Below are 17,459 nucleotides of genomic sequence, written 5' to 3'. Positions count from 1 at the left end.
TATTGCCTGTTCCCCCGTTCCCGGTAGCATGAAGGAGCTCTATTAACGGAGAGACGTATTGATGGTACAGGATCAGCACGCGCCGTTGCGCGAAGATGTCCGTTGGCTGGGGGAATTGCTTGGCCACACGTTGCGTGAGCAGGTGGGAGAAAACCTGTATGAAACGGTGGAGAGGATCCGACTGGCGGCGGTGGAGACCCGCTCCAACGATGAAATGTCGGTGGCGCGCCTGCGCGCTCTGCTCGATCCCCTGGAGGATGACGCCCTGTTGGAGGTGGCACGGGCGTTCAGCCAGTTCCTGAACCTGGCCAACATCGCCGAACAGCATCACCGTGAACGTCTGCACCGTCAGCATCAACGGTATCCCGGTGATCCCGACAGTGATCAGGGTTTGCGCAATGTGCTGGAGCGGCTGTCCGCCGGACAGGTGTCGGCGCAAACCGTGCGCGATACCCTGACGGACCTGTCCGTGGAACTGGTACTCACCGCTCACCCCACCGAGGTGACCCGGCGTACCCTGATCCGCAAGTACGATCAGATGGCGGACCTGCTGGCTGAATCGGATCGCCCGGATCTGACCGCGGAGGAGCGGCTGCGTCTCGAGCAGCGTTTGCGCGAGCTGATTATCTCCGCCTGGAGTACCGACGAAATTCGTCGTGAGAAACCGACACCAGTGGATGAAGCCAAATGGGGTTTCGCCACCATTGAACAAAGCCTGTGGCGGGCGGTGCCGGACTTCATGCGGCAGCTTGATGAGGAACTGCAACGGGCCGGCTTGCCGTCACCGCCGGCGGACTGGGTGCCGATTCGTCTTGCCTCCTGGATGGGTGGTGACCGTGATGGCAATCCCAACGTCACCGCCGCGGTCACTCGCGAGGTTCTGTTGCTGGCGCGCTGGATGGCGGCGGACCTGTATTTGCGTGATGTGGAGAATCTGCTGGCGGACCTGTCCATGCACCGGGCCAGCGACGAACTGCTGGCCCGCACCGGGCCCAGCCATGAACCCTACCGCGTGGTGCTGCGTGATGTGCGTGACCGTCTCAAGGTGACACGGCGCCGCATGGAAGCACTGGTGGAAGAACGGCCGGTGCCGGATGGCGAGGGCTTTCTCAACGGCGCCCAGTTGCGTGACGAGCTACGCCTGCTGGACCGTTCCCTGCGCGCCGTCGGCCTTGAATCCATCGCCAACGGCCCGCTCAAGGACACGCTTCGTCGCCTGAGTTGCTTTGGCATCACGCTATTGTGTCTGGACGTGCGCCAGGAATCCGGCCGGCATGCGGACACCATCAATGCTATTACCCGTTACCTGGAGCTGGGGTCCTATCTGGAATGGGATGAAGCCGAGCGGCAACGTTTTCTGCTGAACGAGCTGGAAAGCCGCCGCCCCCTGGTGGATGACCTTTTCTACCAGAGCGAACAGTGCGATCCGCAAGTGCGTGAAGTGCTGGATACCTGCAAGGTCATCGCCGAACAAGGGCCGGAAGGCTTGGGCGCCTATGTCATTTCCATGGCGCGGGCGCCCTCGGACGTGCTGGCGGTGATGCTGCTGCAGAAGATTGCCGGGGTGGTCCAGCCGATGCGAGTGGTGCCGCTGTTCGAGACCCTGAACGATCTGGACAACGCCGGGGAAACCATGTCCGCGCTGTTGTCGATTCCGTTTTATCGGGAGCGGGTCAGGGGTGGCCAGGAAGTGATGATCGGCTATTCCGATTCCGCCAAGGACGCCGGTTTCCTTGGCGCCGCCTGGGCCCAGTTCCGCGCCCAGGAAAAACTCACTGGACTGTTCCGCGAGCACGGCATACCGCTGACATTGTTCCATGGCCGTGGCGGGTCCATTTCCCGTGGCGGCTCGCCCACGCGCATGGCGCTGTTGTCCCAGCCGTCCGGCTCGGTGGCCGGACGCATCCGTGTGACCGAGCAGGGCGAAGTGATTCGCTTCAAATATGGCCGCCCGTCGGTGGCCGCGTTCAATCTGGAGCAGTATGTGGCCGCCACCCTGGAAGCGACGCTGCTGCCGCCCCGTGAACCGCAGCCGCAATGGCGAGAGCAAATGGAAAAGCTCACCCGGGTGTCGGTGCAAGGCTACCGTCAGGTGGTGCGCGATGACCCGGCGCTGGTGCGTTACCTGCGCACGGTGACGCCGGAGACCGAGCTCAGCCGTCTGGCTCTGGGCAGCCGTCCGGCACGGCGTAAAAGCGACGGCGGCATCGAATCCCTGCGTGCCATTCCCTGGGTGTTCGCGTGGACGCAGATCCGTCTGATGCTGCCGGCCTGGTTGGGCACAGGCGCCGCTTTGGAAGCAGCCCTGGAAGATCAATCCGATACCGATCGGGTCCGGGAAATGGCCAGCCACTGGCCGTTTTTCCAGGGCGTGGTGGACATGCTGGAAATGGTGCTGGCGAAGGCGGATTCGCGGGTGGCCGCCTGGTACGAGGAGCGGCTCACCGATGACGCCGACCTGACGCGGCTGGGCGAATCCCTGCGCCAGCGTCTGGCCGGCACGGTGGGGGCGCTGGGCCGTCTGACCGGCCGTGGTGATCTGCTCGATAACAATCCGGTCATGCGCTGGTCGATCCGCGTGCGCGATCCCTATACCGATCCGCTGCACTTGTTGCAGGCGGAACTGATGGCTCGTCTACGTGACCGTGACTCCGACAGAGTGCTGGAAAGCGCCTTGATGGTCACCATCGCCGGTATCGCCGCCGGATTGCGCAACACCGGCTGAGCGGTTGTCTCTAAGGAAACCTTCGCTTGCAAGCAAGCTTCCCACAGCGGCTTCGTGGAGCATTTGTGGGAGGCTGTCTTGGCAGCGAATTGTTTTCCCGTCGTTAGATGTGAAGAGCGGATTACGACTCCCGCAATGTCTTCTCGAAAAACGACAGCACCCGACGCCAGCTGTCCTCGGCGGCGTCGGGATCATGCCGGGAGCGCAGCGGCGAATACCAGCCCAGCCGCTTGAAGGTGAATGTCTGATGGTCATTCATATAAGAATGGCCGGCATGCTCGTAGGTGCGTATGTCGTGGGGAACGTCCAGGCGGGTCAGATGGCCGGCCAGACGGTCGCCGTGCCCGCCGTAAATCAGATCCTTGCGTCCCCAGCCGCCCACCACCGGGCAGATGCCGCGCAGTGATTCCGTCGTTTTCGGTACACCGCCATAGAACGGCGCTACCACCTGTATCGGTGCCCGCGCCGCGAACAGCAGAGCAAAACGGCCGCCCATGCAAAATCCCATGACGCCCACCTTGGTGACCTCGGCGTCGCTTTGCCGCAACAACCATTGGCGGCAGGTTTCCAGCTGCTCGAAAGCGAATCCCCGTCCCCGTTCATGATCGCGCAGCGTTCTCACCACGCAGGACGCCTTGCCACCGGCCTGGTCATACAGGTCCGGCGCCAGCACCGGGTAGCCGGCCCGCGACAGCCGCTCGGCGATGCGCCGCACATCCGGGGTGTAACCGAAAATATCGTGGATCACGATAATGCCCGCCCCGAGACCGTTGTTCTCGGCGGGAACGATCCAACGCGCCCGCATCGGGTGCCCGTCAGGCAGAGAGAGACTCACTTGTTCGGTGGTCATGGCAACGTCCTGTTGGTTTCAGTCGCAAGAGACGGCTTCAACCGGAAAGCGATTGCGACATCGCCGCCATTATGGCGTGCCGGAAGCCCGGTTTCGCCCGCCAAGTAGGCCAATTGGCGTGGCGTTGATCGCAATCATGACGTGACCTGACAGGCGCTGGGCGAGACGGCTCCGTGTCGCGGAACTGTCACAAGGTTGTCACCGCGCCGACATGGCCGGCTTCCAGACTGCCGGAAAAAGAGCCATGGAGCCCGTTATGCTTGCGCAAGCCGCTGGAAAATTGAAAGCCTTGAAGCCGCAATGGCGGGTGGTTTTCCGCCAGCCTGCCCGTGAGCGGGAACAGGCGAATACCAATAACAGTCGTTTCAGCGCTTACTTCACCCGGTCTCGACGCGAGATCCTCAAGGTGCAACGCATGCGCTACCGGATTTTCTCCGAGGAATACGGTGCCAGCTTCCACGCGCCGTTCGGCCTGGACCGGGATCGCTTCGATCGTCATTGTCTGCATTTGGTGGTGCGCGATAACCAGACCGGAGAACTGGTGGGCTATACCCGGATATTGCCTGGTGACCGGGTGTCGCGCACCGGCGGCTTTTACTCCACGGGTGAGTTCCATATGCCGATGGTGCGGCATCTGGATGGCCAGGTGGCGGAGATTGGCCGCACCTGTATTGATCCCCGCCATCGCGGCGGCGCGGTCATCACCGTGTTGTGGGCGCGGCTGGCACGTTACATGATCGAGCAGAATACCCGCTACCTGATTGGCTGTGCCAGTATCGCTCTGGGTGAGGGCTACAACGTGGCCGCCATCGATCAGCATATCCGTGAGAATCACCAAACGCCGGCGCGATACCGAGTGTCACCAAGGTACCGCCTGGAAAGTCTGCCCGGCGATCCGATGGAAAATGGCAAGCGCATGCCGCCGCTGCTCAAGGCTTACCTGCGCATGGGCGCCAAGGTCTGTGGCGAACCGTGCTGGGATCCGGATTTCAACTGTCTGGATTACTTCATTCTGCTGGCGGTGGACGATCTGCCCAGCCGCTACGTGCAGCATTTCCTGCAACCGGCGCAGGCGGTGTAATGGAACGGTTGGAAACCTCCGCCGCCGCCAACCGCCATGGCTCCGCTCTGGCGGCGACATGGCGCCGTGCCTGGCGTTTGCCGTTGGTGGTTCTCCATATTCTGGCCGGGGTGCTGGAGGCGTTGTGGCTGCGTGCTCGCTATCCGCAATCCCATCCGGCCATGGCGATGGCCAAGCAACGTTGGTATTTGCGCCTGCTGTCCGTGCTGGGCGTGCGCTTGTGCGTGACCGGCGCCCCGGCCGGCGGCGCCACGCTGTTGATCAGCAACCATGTTTCCTGGCTGGACATTCCCGTGATCGGCGCGTTGCTGCCCTGCGATATGTTGTCCAAGGCGGAAGTGGCCGAGTGGCCGGTGATCGGCTGGCTGGCCCGCAACGTGGGGACCCTGTTCATTCGTCGTGGCAATGGAGAAGTCAGCCGCAAGGTCGAGGAAATCCGCGAGCGCCTGGCGGATGGCCGTTCGGTGCTGGTGTTCCCCGAGGGTACCACCACCGATGGCCGAGCCGTGCGGCGATTTTTCCCACAATTGCTGGCCGCCGCCGACCCGGCGCCGGTGCAGCCGGTGGCGCTGCGTTACCGGGACCATAACGGTGACTTTGACCCGGCGCTGGCGTTCATCGGCAACGACGAATTCCACCATCATCTGTGGCGGCTGCTGGGTCGTCCACGGGTCATCGTCGATCTGACCTTCGGCGCGCCCCTGCCGGCGGAGGACGACCCGAAGCGCCTGAGCGAACGCGCTCGGGACTGGATTTCCGGGCAGTTGTAATTCTCGCGGAAACCTGGATGCCGCTGTGGGAGCTTCCATGGTGCCCTGCAAGCTCTGGCGCGCCATTCGCCAGCGAGCTGGTCTCCCACGGATCCGCTACGAAGCCGCTGTGGGAAGCTTGCTGGCAAGCGAATGTCCCAACACGAGAGGCGGAATTCGCCAGCAAGCTGGCTCCCACAGAGGCTTCGTGGTCAGGTCGGTAGCGAATACAGTGCGAATTTATTTCTCCAAGTCAGCGTGCCAGCAAACTATGGGACCGCCTTGCCCTCTGGGCTAGAATAACCGGCGACCATTCAGCGAGGATTGTTTTGTGACCCGGGCCAGCGACCTGAAGAAATCCGATGTGATCGAGCATAACGGCGGCCTCTATGTGATCCGCCAGATCGAAGTGCAATCCCCTTCCGCCCGTGGCGCCGCCACTCTCTATCGGGTCCGCGCCACCGCCGTTGGCGGCGGTTCCAAGTTCGAGGAACGGTTCAAGGGCGACGATGACGTGCCCACCGTGGACCTGCAACGCCGTCCGGTGCGGTTCTCCTATGTGGACGGTGCCGAGCATATCTTCATGGACGAGGAAGATTTCACCCAATACCCCCTGCGGTCCGAGGACATAGAGGACGAACTGGCGTTCGTTACCGAGGATACCGGCGGGTTGCTGGCATTACGGGTCGGCGATTCGGTGATTGGCCTGGAGTTGCCGCAGGCGGTGGAACTGACCATTCAGGAAACGGCTCCGGCGATGAAAGCCGCTTCCGCCAGTGCCCGCACCAAACCCGCCACCCTGGAAACCGGCCTGGTGATCCAGGTGCCGGAGTACATCCAGGAAGGGGAGCGGGTGAAGGTCAACACCCTGGAACGGAAGTTCATGTCCCGCGCATGAGGCGTAAACGGATCGGGCTGTTGACCTGTGCTGTTGTCGTGGCGGTGCTCTCCGGCTGCCAGTTGGGCTATTACGGCCAGGCGATAAAGGGCCACTGGTCGTTGATGTCGAAACGGCAGCCGGTGGCCGAGGCCCTGGCCGATCCGGCCACGCCGCGGCGGGTGCGGGATAATCTGCGGCTGGCGGAAGAGGTACTGGACTTCGCCGCCGACCGGATGGGATTGCCCGCGCGCGGTGTCTATCGCCAGTACGTGGCCCTGGAAAGCCGCGCGGTGGTATGGAATCTCATGGCCGCGCCGGCGTTCTCGCTGACGCCGGAAACCTGGTGTTATCCGTTTGCCGGATGCGTCAGTTATCGCGGCTATTTTGATCGGGAGGCCGCCTTGCGTGCGGCGCGTGATCTCGACGAGCAGGGTTTCGACACCTATGTTGGTGGCGCCGCCGCTTACTCCACGCTGGGTTGGTTCAACGATCCGCTCACCACGCCGATGCTGAATCGCTCTCGCGCCGACATGGTGGACCTGCTGCTGCATGAGCTGGTGCATCGGCGTTTGTATGTGAAAGGGGATACCCGCTTCAACGAGTCCCTGGCCACCATGGTCGCCCGTGAAGGCACCACCCGGTTCATGGCCGGCCACGACCTGACCGTGGATCTGGAGCGTTGGCGTGATGTGGATCGTGCCCGTGCCGCCTTCCTGGCCATGGTGAGCGACACCCGCGCCGCCTTGACCCGGCTGTACGCCAGTGATGTGCCGGAGTGGACCCTGACCGAACGCAAGGACCGGCTGATCGGCGAGTTGCGCCAGCGCTATCAGTCCGAACGCCGTCAGCTCCCCGCCCTGGACGCCTATCAGGGCTTTTTCCAGGGGCCCCTCAATAATGCCCAGCTCAACGGGGTGGGGGATTATTACGGTTTGGTGCCCGCTTTCCAGGCCCTTCTGTTAGGCTGTGGCGGGCATTGGCCGTGCTTCTGGGAGCAAGTGGAGCGTCTCGCCGATGACCAGCAGGCCCGGTGGCATTGGCAGCAGGAGATCCCATGATTGAACTGGTTCGCGTGAATAACGCCGCGCTCGCCGCGCGGCTGGTGCATATGCTGGTGCAGCGCGGTATCCGCGCGGAGCTGCGGCAGGAACAGGACGCCCAGGTGTTGTCCGTGGCGGCGGACCGCTTCCAGGAAGCGCGTGAGCTGTGCCAGGCGTTCCTGGCAAGCCCGGATGACCGGCGCTGGCAGGACGACGCCTGGCGCAGCAACGCCCCCGCCGACGTGCCCCGTCAGGCGCTGTTCAGTGGCGGTTGGTTTCGCAGCCTGGGGTTGGTGACCAAGATCGGACTGGTGCTTTGTATCCTGGTGTATCTGTCACCGTTTTTGCTGGGGGACCGGCTATACGCGGCGCTGATGTTTCCGTCTTCCCTGGGCGGACTGGCCGCGCAGCCGTGGCGTGTGGTCACGCCAATGCTGCTGCATATGTCGCTTCTGCATATTCTGTTCAATCTGCTGTGGTGGTGTGACCTGGGCCGGGTGATCGAGCGGTTCCAGTCCAGCTTTCAGTTGTTGTGGATCACGCTGGTCACCGCCGCCATCAGCAACCTGGCCCAGTTTTACGACACCGGCCCCAATTTCGGTGGCCTGTCCGGCGTGGTGTATGGCCTGCTTGGATACCTGTGGTTGTACGGCAAGGTCAATCCGGGGGCCGGTTATCAACTGCGCAGGGAAGTGGTGGTGTTGATGCTGGTGTGGCTGGTGATCTGTTATGTGGGCCTTTCTGGTATCGTCGCCAATTCGGCGCACCTGGCCGGGCTGCTCAGCGGCATGGCGATCGGCACCGCGGTGGGGTTCTGGCGCCGCCGGCGGGCGGCGTGAAGATGGTGAACGGATTTTGAGCGTCACGGCCGGTTTCCAACGGTCGTTTGAGTTTTGCCGGTGGCCGCTGCTATAAAGAGTCCCGGAATAGGAGGCGATGACAGCGTGAAACAATGGCGAGCAGTCTGTGCGGTGGTTCTGTTGCTGGTTCTGCAGGGCTGCGCGGTGAATCGGATCGGCGATAATCTCGCCAGGAGCATCGAGGACAACAACGACCTGGTCCTGGTGGGCGAGGGCCTGCCCAGCTATCTGTTGATGGTGGACGGTCTGATTCTGACCTGGCCGGAGCGCGCCAGTCTGTTGCGTGCCGGCGCCGATTTGTACGGTGCCTACGCCGGTTTGACGGTGGAGGATCCGGAACGCGCCGCGACGCTCAATGAAAAGGCCCTGGATTACGCCCTGCGCGCCGCCTGCAACCATCGGAGCGATTACTGCGATCTGCGCAAGACGCCGGTGCCGGAGTTCGAGGCCTTGCTGGCGGAGTCCGACGACGATGATCTGCCCACGCTGTTTACTCTGGGTAGCGCCTGGGCCGGCTATATCCAGACCCACTCCGGCGACTGGAACGCGGTGGCCGAGCTGGCCCGGGTGCGGGCGCTGATGGAGCGGGTGGTGGCGCTGGATGAAGGTTATCAGAACGGTCAGGCGCACATGTACCTGGGGGTGCTCAACAGTTTGCTGCCGGCCTCCCTGGGCGGCCAGCCGGAACAGGCCAAGGCGCATTTCGAGCAGGCGGTGGCGCTGTCCCACGGCCATAACCTGTTGGCGCGGGTGCTGTACGCCGAAAACTATGCCCGTCTGATGTTTGATCGTGAGCTGCATGACGACCAGCTCCATAAAGTGCTGGAAGCGGATCCGGAGCAGCCTGGGCTGACTTTGCAGAACACCTACGCACAGCAGCAGGCACGGCGTTTGTTGGACAGCGCCGACGACTATTTCTGAGCGGTATTTGTTAGCGATGGAGCGCCCGCCCCATCGAAGCTGGAGAGGATGATGTTGCGATTCGTGGTGGCCGTCATGGCCCTGTTTCCGGTGCTGGCCCTGGCCACCACCTTCAAGATTTCCACTTTGTATCCGGATGGCACCAGTGTGGTCCGGGCGCTGAAGAAGGCCGGCGCCACCATCGAGGAACGCACCGAGGGGCGGGTGTCCCTGAAGATCTACCCCGGTGGCGTGATGGGGGATGACAGAGCGGTGCAGCGCAAGATCCGTATTGGCCAGTTGCACGGTCAAATGGCCCAGGGGGGCGCCTTCGCCGATGCCTATCCGGATGGCCAGATTCTCAATGTGCCGCTTACCTTCAATGATTACGGTGAAGTGGACGCGGTTCGCGAGGAACTGGACCCGGCGATCCTTCAGGGTCTGGAAGACAATGGCTGGGTCAGCTTCGGTCTGGTGGATGGTGGTTTCGCCTACATCATGTCCACGCAGCCGGTGGCCAGTCTGGAGGATCTGCAGGCGCGCAAACTGTGGCTGCCGGCGGCGGACTCCGCTTCCGCCAAGGCGGCCAAGACCCTGGGGTTGTCGCCCATCGTGCTGAACATCGGTTCGGTGCTGACGTCGTTGCAGACCGGCGCCATCGACAGCTTCGCCGCGCCGCCGGTGGCGGCGCTCACCCTGCAATGGTACGCGCGGGTGAAGTACATCACCGACCTGCCGTTGCTTTACACCTACGGCTTGCTGGCCATTGATAAGCGCTATTTTGATCGTCTCTCCGAGGACGATCAAAAGGTGATGCGCGAAGTTCTGGGCGACGTTTTCACGCAATTGGACGAGGAAGGCCGCGAGCAGAACCGTGAGGCGTTCAAGGCGGTGCGGCAGCAAGGCCTGGAAACCATCACCCCCAGCGACGAACAACGGGCCGAGTGGAAAACCGCCGCCGATAAAGCCACCCAGGGGCTGGTCTCGGATGGCGAGCTGAGCGCCGACATACTGGACCGGCTGCATCGGTTGCTCGACGATTATCGGGGCCGTTGATGCGGCGCCTGCTGTCCTGGCTGCATCGCCTGGAGGATGGTCTGATCGTGGCCATCCTGCTGGGCATGGTGGCACTGGCGGTGATGCAAATCGGGCTGCGAAACATGGCTGGCGTCAGTCTGATCTGGGTGGAACCGCTGCTGCGTAACGCGGTGTTGTGGATCGGTCTGCTCGGCGCCATGATCGCCTCTCGCCGTGACGAGCATATCCGCATCGATCTGCTGGGGCAGTGGCTGCCGAAATCCTTTCAACCCTGGATCACCGGCACGGTGGACCTGTTCACCGCCGCCATCTGTACCCTGGTGGCCTGGTACAGCATCGGTTTCGTGATCGAGGAATATCAGTTTGGCGATACCGCCTTCGCCGGCCTTCCTAGCTGGGTGCCGCAGGTGATCATTCCATTCGGCTTCAGCGTCATGGCGCTGCGCTACGTGGTGCTGTTCGTGCTCGGCCTGGGCGGTCGCCGGCCCTGCATGCGGGAGCCGCTGGGATGATCATCGCCGCCATTGTTCTATTGATCGTGTTGGCGTTGATGGGCGCGCCACTGTTCGCCATCCTGCTGGCCGCGGCCGCCATCGGCTTTTTCACTCAGGAGACACCGCTGTCGGTGCTCCACATCGACATTTACCAGCTGTCCGACTCGGTGGTGCTGATGGCGCTGCCGTTGTTCACCTTCGCTGGCTTCCTGCTCAGTGAGTCGCGCACCGCCGATCGTCTGGTTCGCCTCAGCCAGGCGGCGTTCGGCTGGATGCCCGGCGGCATGGCCTTCGTGGCCCTGGTGGCCTGTGCCTTCTTCACCGCGCTTACCGGTGGCTCCGGCGTCACCATCGTGGCGCTGGGCGCGCTGTTGCTGCCGGCGCTGGTCAAGGCCGGTTACCCGCAACGCTTCAGCCTCGGACTGGTGACCTCGTCCGGTAGTCTGGGGTTGCTGCTGGTGCCATCGGTTCCGCTGCTGATCTACGGCATCATTGCTCAGCAATTGTCGCAACAACTGACCATGCCACCGGTGGAAATCGTCGATTTGTATCTGGCCGGCGTCGGGCCGGCCCTGCTGATGGTGGTGCTGCTGTACGGCTATTGTGTGTGGGTCAACCGCGCCGATCCCCTGCCACGGCAGGCCTTCAACGGGCGGGAGCTGGGCCAGGCGTTGTGGGATGCGCGTTGGGAATTGCCGCTGCCGCTGGTGGTGCTCGGTGGTATCTTCTCTGGCTTCCTGGTGGTCAGTGAGGCGGCGGCGGTCACCGTGCTGTATGTGTTGCTGGCGGAGGTGGTGTTGTACCGGGAGATCCCCCTGCGCCGATTGCCGGGGCTGACCCGTGAAGCCATGGTCATGGTGGGGGGGATTCTGCTGATCCTGGCGGTGGCTCAGGCATTCGCCGATTATCTGGTGTACGCCGGCGTGCCGGAGCGGCTGTTCGAATTTATCCAGACCCATGTGCAGAGCAAACTGGCGTTTCTGATTCTGCTCAACATCCTGTTGCTGCTGCTCGGTGCCTTGCTGGATATTTTTGCCGCCCTGGTGATCATGGTGCCGTTGATTCTGCCGGTGGCGCTGCGCTATGGCATCGACCCGGTACATCTGGGGATTATCTTTGTCGCCAACATGCAGATCGGCTACATCACGCCGCCGGTGGGGATGAATCTGTTCATCGCCAGCTACCGGTTCCGCAAATCGATCACCGAGCTGTTCCGGGCCACGTTGCCGTTCATGCTGGTGCTGGTGATCGCGCTGCTGCTGATTACCTATGTGCCGGAATTGAGTCTCTGGCTGGTTCGATAGGGCGAAGTGCCGCCCTCTGGTGTGGAGAGGGCCAGGGCACTGTCGTCGGGCAAATTGCTGACACGCCAACATGCAACACGTTCACACGCTCCATTCGCGGCCAGGGCCGCTCCCACAGCGACCCTGTGGCCTCTTGTGGGAAGCGTGTTTACACGCGAGGGGCTTTAGCGCGCCGGCATGTTGCGTGTTGGCGTGCCAGCGGGGCTGCCCCTCGACCGTGGGCACGCACCGTGATCATCCGTTCTTGTTCTTCACCCATAGTCCGCCGTTTTCCCCTTTTTTCAGTTCGAAGTGGCCGGTCTGGGCGTTCAGCAGTTCACTCAGTTTGCGGAAGCCGTAGAGCCGGGTGTCGAACTCCGGGCGGCGCTGGCTCAGGTTCTGTCCGAGCACGCCCAGGTGGGCCCAGTCGTCTTCTCCGGAGACGTCGTCGATGACCCGGGCAATGAACTTCAGTGGCGGCGTGTTGCCGCTGGTCTTGTCCTTGCCGGCTTTGCCGCTCTTGCTGGCGATGCCCTCGTCGCCGGCGCGCAGAATTTCCGTGTAGATGAATTTATCGCAGGCCGCCACCAGCGGTTTCGGTGTTTTCTGTTCGCCGAAGCCATAGACGGTGAGGCCGGCTTCCCGCAACCGGGCCGCCAACCGGGTGAAGTCGCTATCGCTGGAAACCAGACAGAACCCATCCAGTTCCCGGGTGTAGAGCAGATCCATGGCATCGATGATCAGTGAACTGTCGGTGGCGTTCTTGCCGGTGGTGTAGGCGAACTGCTGCACCGGCTGAATCGAATGGTCCAGCAGGACTTTCTTCCAGCCGCCCAGGTTGGGCTGGGTCCAATCGCCATAAATGCGCTTGATGGTGGCGGTGCCGTACTTGGCGATCTCCTCGAACAGGCCTTCAACGATGGCGGGCGGCGTATTGTCCGCGTCGATCAGAACGGCCAGTGTGGGTTGCCGGTTGGATTCGGAGAGGGGGGTACTGTCGGCCATGGTGATTCCTTGCTCAGTAGAGTCTCTACCATAACGTGTTCTTGTGGCGTTGAAGGCATAAATTCGGAGGTGGCTACGAAGCCGCTGTGGGAAGAGGCCCGGGCGGCGCTCCGCTTGGCCGCGAATGCCCTGGGCCGTTGGCGATTCGCTTGCCAGCAAGCTTCCCACAGCGGCTTCGTGGCATGATCCGTGGGAGACCCGCTTGCTGGCGAATTCCGGCCCTCCGGTGTTGGTATATTCGCTTGCCAGCAAGCTTCCCACAGCGGCTTCGTGGCATGATCCGTGGGAGACCCGCTTGCTGGCGAATTCCGGCCCTCTAGTGTTGGGATATTCGCTTGCCAGCAAGCTTCCCACAGCGGCTTCGTGGCGGATCCGTGGGAGACCCGCTTGCTGGCGAATTCCGGCCCTCCGGTGTTGGTATATTCGCTTGCCAGCAAGCTTCCCGCAGCGGCTTCGTGGCGGATCCGTGGGAGACCTGCTTGCTGGCGAATATACCGGCTTGGAAGCCCCTTCCGTCGTTACAGACCCGTGCCCATGATTGAAGCGCCGTGGCCCTCTGAACCGCGATGAACCAAAAAAAGGCCGCCAATTGAGAAGGGGGAGGGCGGCCAAAGGGGGATCAGAGTGAGACGAGAGAAGTGTCAGGCTGAATCGGATGTCACAGCTTGGCGGTCAGGCGGGCGACCTTTTCACCCTGGTAGCGGGCCAGATTGAGTTCCTTGGCGCTGGGCTGGCGGCTGCCGTCGGGACCAGCGATGGTGCCCGCGCCATAGGGCGACGCGCCATGCACTTGGCTGATGTCCATCTGCTCCTGGCCAGGATCGGCGTAGCCCAGCGGTACGATGATGAAGCCATGGTGAGCCAGGGTCAGCCAAGTGCTGACGATGGTGGTCTCCTTGCCGCCGGCGGTGCCGGTGGAGGTGAACACGCTGGCGACTTTGCCGGCCAGGGCACCCTGAGCCCAGAGGCCGCCGGTCTGGTCCCAGAAGGTGCGCATCTGACCGCTCATGTTGCCGAAACGGGTGGGCGTGCCGATGATGATGGCGTCGTAGTCCTTGAGTTCCGCCGGGCTGGCCACGGGGGCGGTCTGGTCGGTTTTGCCACCGGCGTTCCTGAACGCCTCCGGATCCATGGTCTCGGCCACTCGCTTGATCTCCACTTCCACGCCGTCGACTTTGGCGGCGCCTTCGGCCACGGCCCGGGCCAGACTTTCGATATGACCGTACATGGAGTAGTAAAGAACCAGAACGCGCTTCATCGGACTCTCCTGTTGAAGATGGGAGAAACCAAGATAGCGTCACCTGATGGGGATAGGGAGCGGACTGGCTGGAACGGATTGATCAGTTTTTCTGATCTGACCGCGGGGGCGGCCTTAACGCCTGAATTTCGTGTTCCAAGGCTTCCAGATAAGTTTGCTGCTGCTCCAGCAGTCGTTGTGTGGTCGCCTGCTGGTCGGCCAGGGCTTCCGCCCGCTCATTCAACTCCTGTTGCTCGCGCAACAGAGCATCGCGGGTTTCGTCCCGGGCCGTGTCCGCCGCCGTGGTCAGTGGCGTCCACAGCGGCAGGGTGAGCGAGAAAAGAACGGCAAAACGCATGACGGGAACGGCGGTGACTTGTGGTGCGGGCAGTGTAGCAGATCCCTCCGATCCAGCGAGCAGGCCTTACTTGATCAGGCCGTTGAAAGCCTGGCTCATCTGTTGCCGCAGTTCCTCGCAGGCGGATTTTTGCTCGGTCTTGGACATGGCGTCCCAGCGCTCATCGGTTTTCTTCTTGCCGGCGTTAAAGGCGGTGTCGAATTCCTCGGCGGTGAGGCCCATTTGGGTCATCTGTTGTTTCTGTTTGGCCTTCATCTCCGCCAGTTGATCCTTGGTGTAACCACCGCACACCTCGGCGGCGGCGTGCATGCTGCCGCTGAAGCTGGCCACCTGATTACCCATCTGGGCCATGTTGGGAGCCCCCCCGGAAGTCTGCGCGTGCAGCGGGCTGAAAGCGGCAATGGTGATGGACGCCGCCAACAGGCGGGTAAGAATGAATTTCGGCATGGTTTTCTCTCCTTGAAATGAAATGGGTCGATGATTCCCGGTCAGACTTATCGTAGTGAACGATGCAGGGCGACAGCGGCCTCGATGACGCGATCGTTGGTGATGACCTTCAACTCTTCCACCTTTTGCAAATACAGACCACCGGCGGCGAAGGAAACGTTGACACGGCCAACCACAACTTGGGGTCCGATCATGCCCAATTGGGCGCCGGGATCAAGTTTGCCGCCCATGTCGACGACATAACCACCAAGCTCTTCGACACGGGGATCGTCATACACCATGCCGAGGTCACGCAGGGTTTTCTCGTCGGAACTGCCCTGAGGATCCACCGTGATGCTCACCGCCAGACTGCCGCCCTTGACCATTTCGAAAGCGTTATCGCTCTGCGTCCGGGGTGTCAGCCAGGTGCAGTTGACGCCGTAGCGGTCGTCATGTTGATAGCGGCCAAGTTCATCGTCATCGTCGGCGGGCGTCAGACCGCTGACCAGATCTCCAAGGGTGGTGGCCATGTCGCCGCAATCAGGGATGCGCCCATAGGAGGGGAGCGTCGCCGTGGCAGCACCGGCATCGCCGCTGGATTCGTCATCGCCACACCCAGTCAAAACAAACGCGGCAAATAAGAAAAGGAAAGTGGAGTGGAAAAGCCGGTCCTTGTACCTGTTCATATCCCTGATTCTTTTAAGTTGAGGATGGGCGCTCACGAACAGGGGCATTATCAATGGCCCAGGAGGGGGCCGATACCCCCCAAAGGGGGGGTATCGGGTAGGGCGAGTCAATGTTCCGGTGGGGCGATGGTTTCGCCGTTGGTCGCGCTGGGGGCGCTGAGATCCTCGCCGGGAACCTCGCTCAAGTCGAGTACCATGCGGGTAAACGCCATCATCAGTGCGTGCACGCGCTGGAAATCGGTTTTTTCAACGGTGTCCACTCCCCAGTTGAGCAGGTAGTTGGGGCCGGTGATGTAGTTGGCGTCCGACATTTTGTTGTGGCTATAGAAGTATTGTCCCTCGCCGGGCCAGACCGCTTCATGCTTGCCGGCGTCGGCATCCGGGTTGAGTGGGGCGGAGATAATCACCGGGCCGGCGTCGGCGGCTTCGGAGGCCCGGTAGGCGGCGTCCGCCAGGCTCGGGATTCGCGGGGCGAAAAAGCAGGCAAGTTCATCCAGACCGGTGGGCTGCAGAATGCCGTTGCTGTCGGGCTCCCAGCGCTGAGCACCCAGGTGTTCGACGGTGATGATGGATTTGATGCGGTCCAGCAGGTCATCGTCGGCATGCTGCTGGAGAAAACCTTTAATGCCGACGCCGCCGGCGAAATGGCCGCTGGAGAACATCACCATCACGGTTCTTGGCAAGGCGGATTGTGGCAGGCGCGCCAAATACTGAGCGATGCCGATGATGGCGTCCGGTCCGTTATCCTCCAGGCCGTTGGTACCGTCGGTGTGGCTGTGAATCACGGTGATCTCATCGCTGGCGCCGGGAATCATGGCCACCACATTGTGAGTGGTGGTGTCGGCCACTTTGGCCGGCAATCGAAGTGTCAGCTCGGTGCCGTTGGAGAGCCCCTTCAATTGCGCACCCAGATCCCGGTCCACATAGAGCGCCGGTACCTGGCGGATAATACCGTCGTAAGGGAAGTAGGAACCATGGGCGGTTTCATACGGCATTTGCAGGATACCGATGGCGCCCACCGCTTCGGTGTTGCCGAGCGCGTCCAGGGTCCGGGTCACCGCATCGATGGCCAGGTACGGGCGAGAGTAAAGTTCGTCGGGAGAAAACGAGGACAGCGGGTCCCACACCTGCATGGCATTGTCGAGGAAGAACTGTGTTGGCACGGTGACGTTGGGGACGTCGAACAGCACGATTCTGCCGGCCACGGTGGACGGGTCCACCGGTTGGGTAATATCCACATAGACGGTGGGCGCGGTCACTCCCTGCTCCGGGGTGCTGCCGGAATAAGGTATATAGGACGCAACCGGCAGCGGCTCGCCGTTCAGTGTCAGACGCCAGTCGTCGGTGGACCAGCGCGGGAAGGTCACCGGTTCCAGCGTCACGTCGCGGACACCGGCGCAATCAAGACGCCCGGCCAGTGTCCGGATATAGGCGTCTTCCTCGGGCCCGCCAGTGTCGCGCAGGCCGAGGGCGTCCAGTTCACGGTGCCACTGCTTGAGTTGATTCACGGAGATGAACTGACTGGCATCAAGGTGCCGCGTGCTGTCCGTGCCCAGCGGGTCGCTGGGCCAGCCGTGCCGGGCGGCGCAGCTGGACTCGCTGCCGTGATGGGAAGAACCGCCGCCACAGGCGGCCAGTATCAGGGTGAGACCGGCGAGCATGCCGATACCGGTACCGGCTTTTATAAAAGGGGTGTTACCGAAGCAACGGAAAAGCAATGTCATTGTTGTTCTCCACGACGACGGTGCGCCGCCATTGTTATCGGGATAGCTTATTGGGGGGGCATCGGAGTGGGATGCTCAATAGCCGTGCTATTGTCGATGGCACTGGCGGGACCCGATATCCCC

The 17,459-nt window shown here is 62.3% G+C and carries 17 protein-coding genes; 10 read left to right on the top strand and 7 right to left on the bottom strand.

Annotated features, from left to right (window positions below; genetic code table 11):
• The first annotated feature begins 61 nt into the window (after window positions 1-61).
• On the top strand, window positions 62-2,725 hold the full coding sequence (ppc, locus tag E0L37_RS08595; protein WP_133491342.1) for a phosphoenolpyruvate carboxylase: 2,664 nt from the start codon (window positions 62-64) through the stop codon (window positions 2,723-2,725).
• 121 nt (window positions 2,726-2,846) lie between these two features.
• On the opposite strand, the gene E0L37_RS08590 is transcribed toward ppc, so the two are convergent.
• On the bottom strand, window positions 2,847-3,575 hold the full coding sequence (locus tag E0L37_RS08590; protein WP_133491341.1) for a dienelactone hydrolase family protein: 729 nt from the start codon (window positions 3,573-3,575) through the stop codon (window positions 2,847-2,849).
• Between the two features lie 256 nt (window positions 3,576-3,831).
• On the opposite strand from E0L37_RS08590, the gene E0L37_RS08585 reads away from it, so the two are divergent.
• The 9 genes from E0L37_RS08585 (at window position 3,832) to E0L37_RS08545 (ending at window position 11,921) form a co-directional block, all read left to right on the top strand.
• On the top strand, window positions 3,832-4,656 hold the full coding sequence (locus tag E0L37_RS08585) for a GNAT family N-acetyltransferase (protein WP_133491340.1): 825 nt from the start codon (window positions 3,832-3,834) through the stop codon (window positions 4,654-4,656).
• Window positions 4,656-5,426 carry a 1-acyl-sn-glycerol-3-phosphate acyltransferase gene (locus E0L37_RS08580; RefSeq protein ID WP_133491339.1) on the top strand — a complete coding sequence of 257 codons (771 nt, stop codon included), beginning with the start codon at window positions 4,656-4,658 and terminating at the stop codon, window positions 5,424-5,426. The genes E0L37_RS08585 and E0L37_RS08580 overlap by 1 nt, the downstream gene beginning before the upstream one ends.
• A 310-nt stretch (window positions 5,427-5,736) precedes the next feature.
• Window positions 5,737-6,303 carry an elongation factor P-like protein YeiP gene (gene yeiP / locus E0L37_RS08575; protein ID WP_022995566.1) on the top strand — a complete coding sequence of 189 codons (567 nt, stop codon included), beginning with the start codon at window positions 5,737-5,739 and terminating at the stop codon, window positions 6,301-6,303.
• 20 nt (window positions 6,304-6,323) lie between these two features.
• Entirely contained in the window at window positions 6,324-7,343 is a 1,020-nt protein-coding gene (locus tag E0L37_RS08570; protein WP_133491338.1) for an aminopeptidase, read from the top strand.
• Window positions 7,340-8,164, top strand: a complete 825-nt coding sequence (locus E0L37_RS08565) for a rhomboid family intramembrane serine protease (protein WP_133491337.1) — start codon at window positions 7,340-7,342, stop codon at window positions 8,162-8,164. Before E0L37_RS08570 ends, E0L37_RS08565 begins: the two co-directional genes overlap by 4 nt.
• 105 nt (window positions 8,165-8,269) lie before the next feature.
• Window positions 8,270-9,106, top strand: a complete 837-nt coding sequence (locus E0L37_RS08560; protein WP_133491336.1) for a TRAP transporter TatT component family protein — start codon at window positions 8,270-8,272, stop codon at window positions 9,104-9,106.
• Between the two features lie 48 nt (window positions 9,107-9,154).
• Window positions 9,155-10,141, top strand: a complete 987-nt coding sequence (gene dctP / locus E0L37_RS08555) for a TRAP transporter substrate-binding protein DctP (protein ID WP_236564152.1) — start codon at window positions 9,155-9,157, stop codon at window positions 10,139-10,141.
• Complete coding sequence (locus tag E0L37_RS08550; protein WP_133491335.1) at window positions 10,141-10,635, top strand: TRAP transporter small permease; 495 nt, start codon at window positions 10,141-10,143, stop codon at window positions 10,633-10,635. Before dctP ends, E0L37_RS08550 begins: the two co-directional genes overlap by 1 nt.
• Window positions 10,632-11,921 (top strand): TRAP transporter large permease, encoded by a 1,290-nt coding sequence (locus tag E0L37_RS08545; protein WP_133491334.1) that lies wholly within the window; start codon window positions 10,632-10,634, stop codon window positions 11,919-11,921. Before E0L37_RS08550 ends, E0L37_RS08545 begins: the two co-directional genes overlap by 4 nt.
• A gap of 234 nt (window positions 11,922-12,155) precedes the next feature.
• Here the strand turns inward: E0L37_RS08545 and E0L37_RS08540 are convergent, their stop codons facing one another.
• The 6 genes from E0L37_RS08540 to E0L37_RS08515 all read right to left on the bottom strand — a co-directional run bounded on the left by E0L37_RS08540 (window position 12,156) and on the right by E0L37_RS08515 (window position 17,336).
• Window positions 12,156-12,905, bottom strand: a complete 750-nt coding sequence (locus E0L37_RS08540; RefSeq protein ID WP_133491333.1) for an NYN domain-containing protein — start codon at window positions 12,903-12,905, stop codon at window positions 12,156-12,158.
• Between the two features lie 658 nt (window positions 12,906-13,563).
• The gene (wrbA, locus tag E0L37_RS08535) at window positions 13,564-14,163 is read right to left on the bottom strand and encodes an NAD(P)H:quinone oxidoreductase (RefSeq protein ID WP_133491332.1); all 600 of its coding nucleotides are present in this window, start codon (window positions 14,161-14,163) and stop codon (window positions 13,564-13,566) included.
• Window positions 14,164-14,245: 82 nt separating this feature from the next.
• Window positions 14,246-14,500: a hypothetical protein gene (locus E0L37_RS08530; protein ID WP_133491331.1), complete on the bottom strand. Its 255-nt coding sequence runs from the start codon at window positions 14,498-14,500 to the stop codon at window positions 14,246-14,248.
• A gap of 66 nt (window positions 14,501-14,566) precedes the next feature.
• Complete coding sequence (locus E0L37_RS08525) at window positions 14,567-14,947, bottom strand: hypothetical protein (protein WP_133491330.1); 381 nt, start codon at window positions 14,945-14,947, stop codon at window positions 14,567-14,569.
• Window positions 14,948-14,994: 47 nt separating this feature from the next.
• Window positions 14,995-15,612, bottom strand: coding sequence for a lytic murein transglycosylase (locus E0L37_RS08520; protein WP_133491329.1), 618 nt, complete (start codon window positions 15,610-15,612; stop codon window positions 14,995-14,997).
• 107 nt (window positions 15,613-15,719) lie between these two features.
• Window positions 15,720-17,336 carry a PA domain protein gene (locus E0L37_RS08515; protein WP_133491328.1) on the bottom strand — a complete coding sequence of 539 codons (1,617 nt, stop codon included), beginning with the start codon at window positions 17,334-17,336 and terminating at the stop codon, window positions 15,720-15,722.
• Between the last annotated feature and the right edge of the window lie 123 nt (window positions 17,337-17,459).

This window comes from Alcanivorax sp. 24 (genome assembly GCF_004360225.1).
Lineage (GTDB): Bacteria > Pseudomonadota > Gammaproteobacteria > Pseudomonadales > Alcanivoracaceae > Alloalcanivorax > Alloalcanivorax xiamenensis.
This window is presented reverse-complemented; position numbering and strand designations above follow the sequence as displayed.

Bases quoted from the DNA above. Each gene is read 5' to 3' on its own strand.
- E0L37_RS08565 (WP_133491337.1), top strand. From the start codon at position 7,340: ATGATTGAACTGGTTCGCGTGAATAACGCCGCGCTCGCCGCGCGGCTG.
- E0L37_RS08525 (WP_133491330.1), bottom strand. From the start codon at position 14,947: ATGCCGAAATTCATTCTTACCCGCCTGTTGGCGGCGTCCATCACCATT.
- ppc (WP_133491342.1), top strand. From the start codon at position 62: ATGGTACAGGATCAGCACGCGCCGTTGCGCGAAGATGTCCGTTGGCTG.
- E0L37_RS08585 (WP_133491340.1), top strand. From the start codon at position 3,832: ATGCTTGCGCAAGCCGCTGGAAAATTGAAAGCCTTGAAGCCGCAATGG.
- wrbA (WP_133491332.1), bottom strand. From the start codon at position 14,163: ATGAAGCGCGTTCTGGTTCTTTACTACTCCATGTACGGTCATATCGAA.
- dctP (WP_236564152.1), top strand. From the start codon at position 9,155: ATGATGTTGCGATTCGTGGTGGCCGTCATGGCCCTGTTTCCGGTGCTG.
- E0L37_RS08540 (WP_133491333.1), bottom strand. From the start codon at position 12,905: ATGGCCGACAGTACCCCCCTCTCCGAATCCAACCGGCAACCCACACTG.
- E0L37_RS08550 (WP_133491335.1), top strand. From the start codon at position 10,141: ATGCGGCGCCTGCTGTCCTGGCTGCATCGCCTGGAGGATGGTCTGATC.
- E0L37_RS08545 (WP_133491334.1), top strand. From the start codon at position 10,632: ATGATCATCGCCGCCATTGTTCTATTGATCGTGTTGGCGTTGATGGGC.
- E0L37_RS08580 (WP_133491339.1), top strand. From the start codon at position 4,656: ATGGAACGGTTGGAAACCTCCGCCGCCGCCAACCGCCATGGCTCCGCT.
- E0L37_RS08530 (WP_133491331.1), bottom strand. From the start codon at position 14,500: ATGCGTTTTGCCGTTCTTTTCTCGCTCACCCTGCCGCTGTGGACGCCA.
- E0L37_RS08515 (WP_133491328.1), bottom strand. From the start codon at position 17,336: ATGACATTGCTTTTCCGTTGCTTCGGTAACACCCCTTTTATAAAAGCC.
- E0L37_RS08590 (WP_133491341.1), bottom strand. From the start codon at position 3,575: ATGACCACCGAACAAGTGAGTCTCTCTCTGCCTGACGGGCACCCGATG.
- E0L37_RS08520 (WP_133491329.1), bottom strand. From the start codon at position 15,612: ATGAACAGGTACAAGGACCGGCTTTTCCACTCCACTTTCCTTTTCTTA.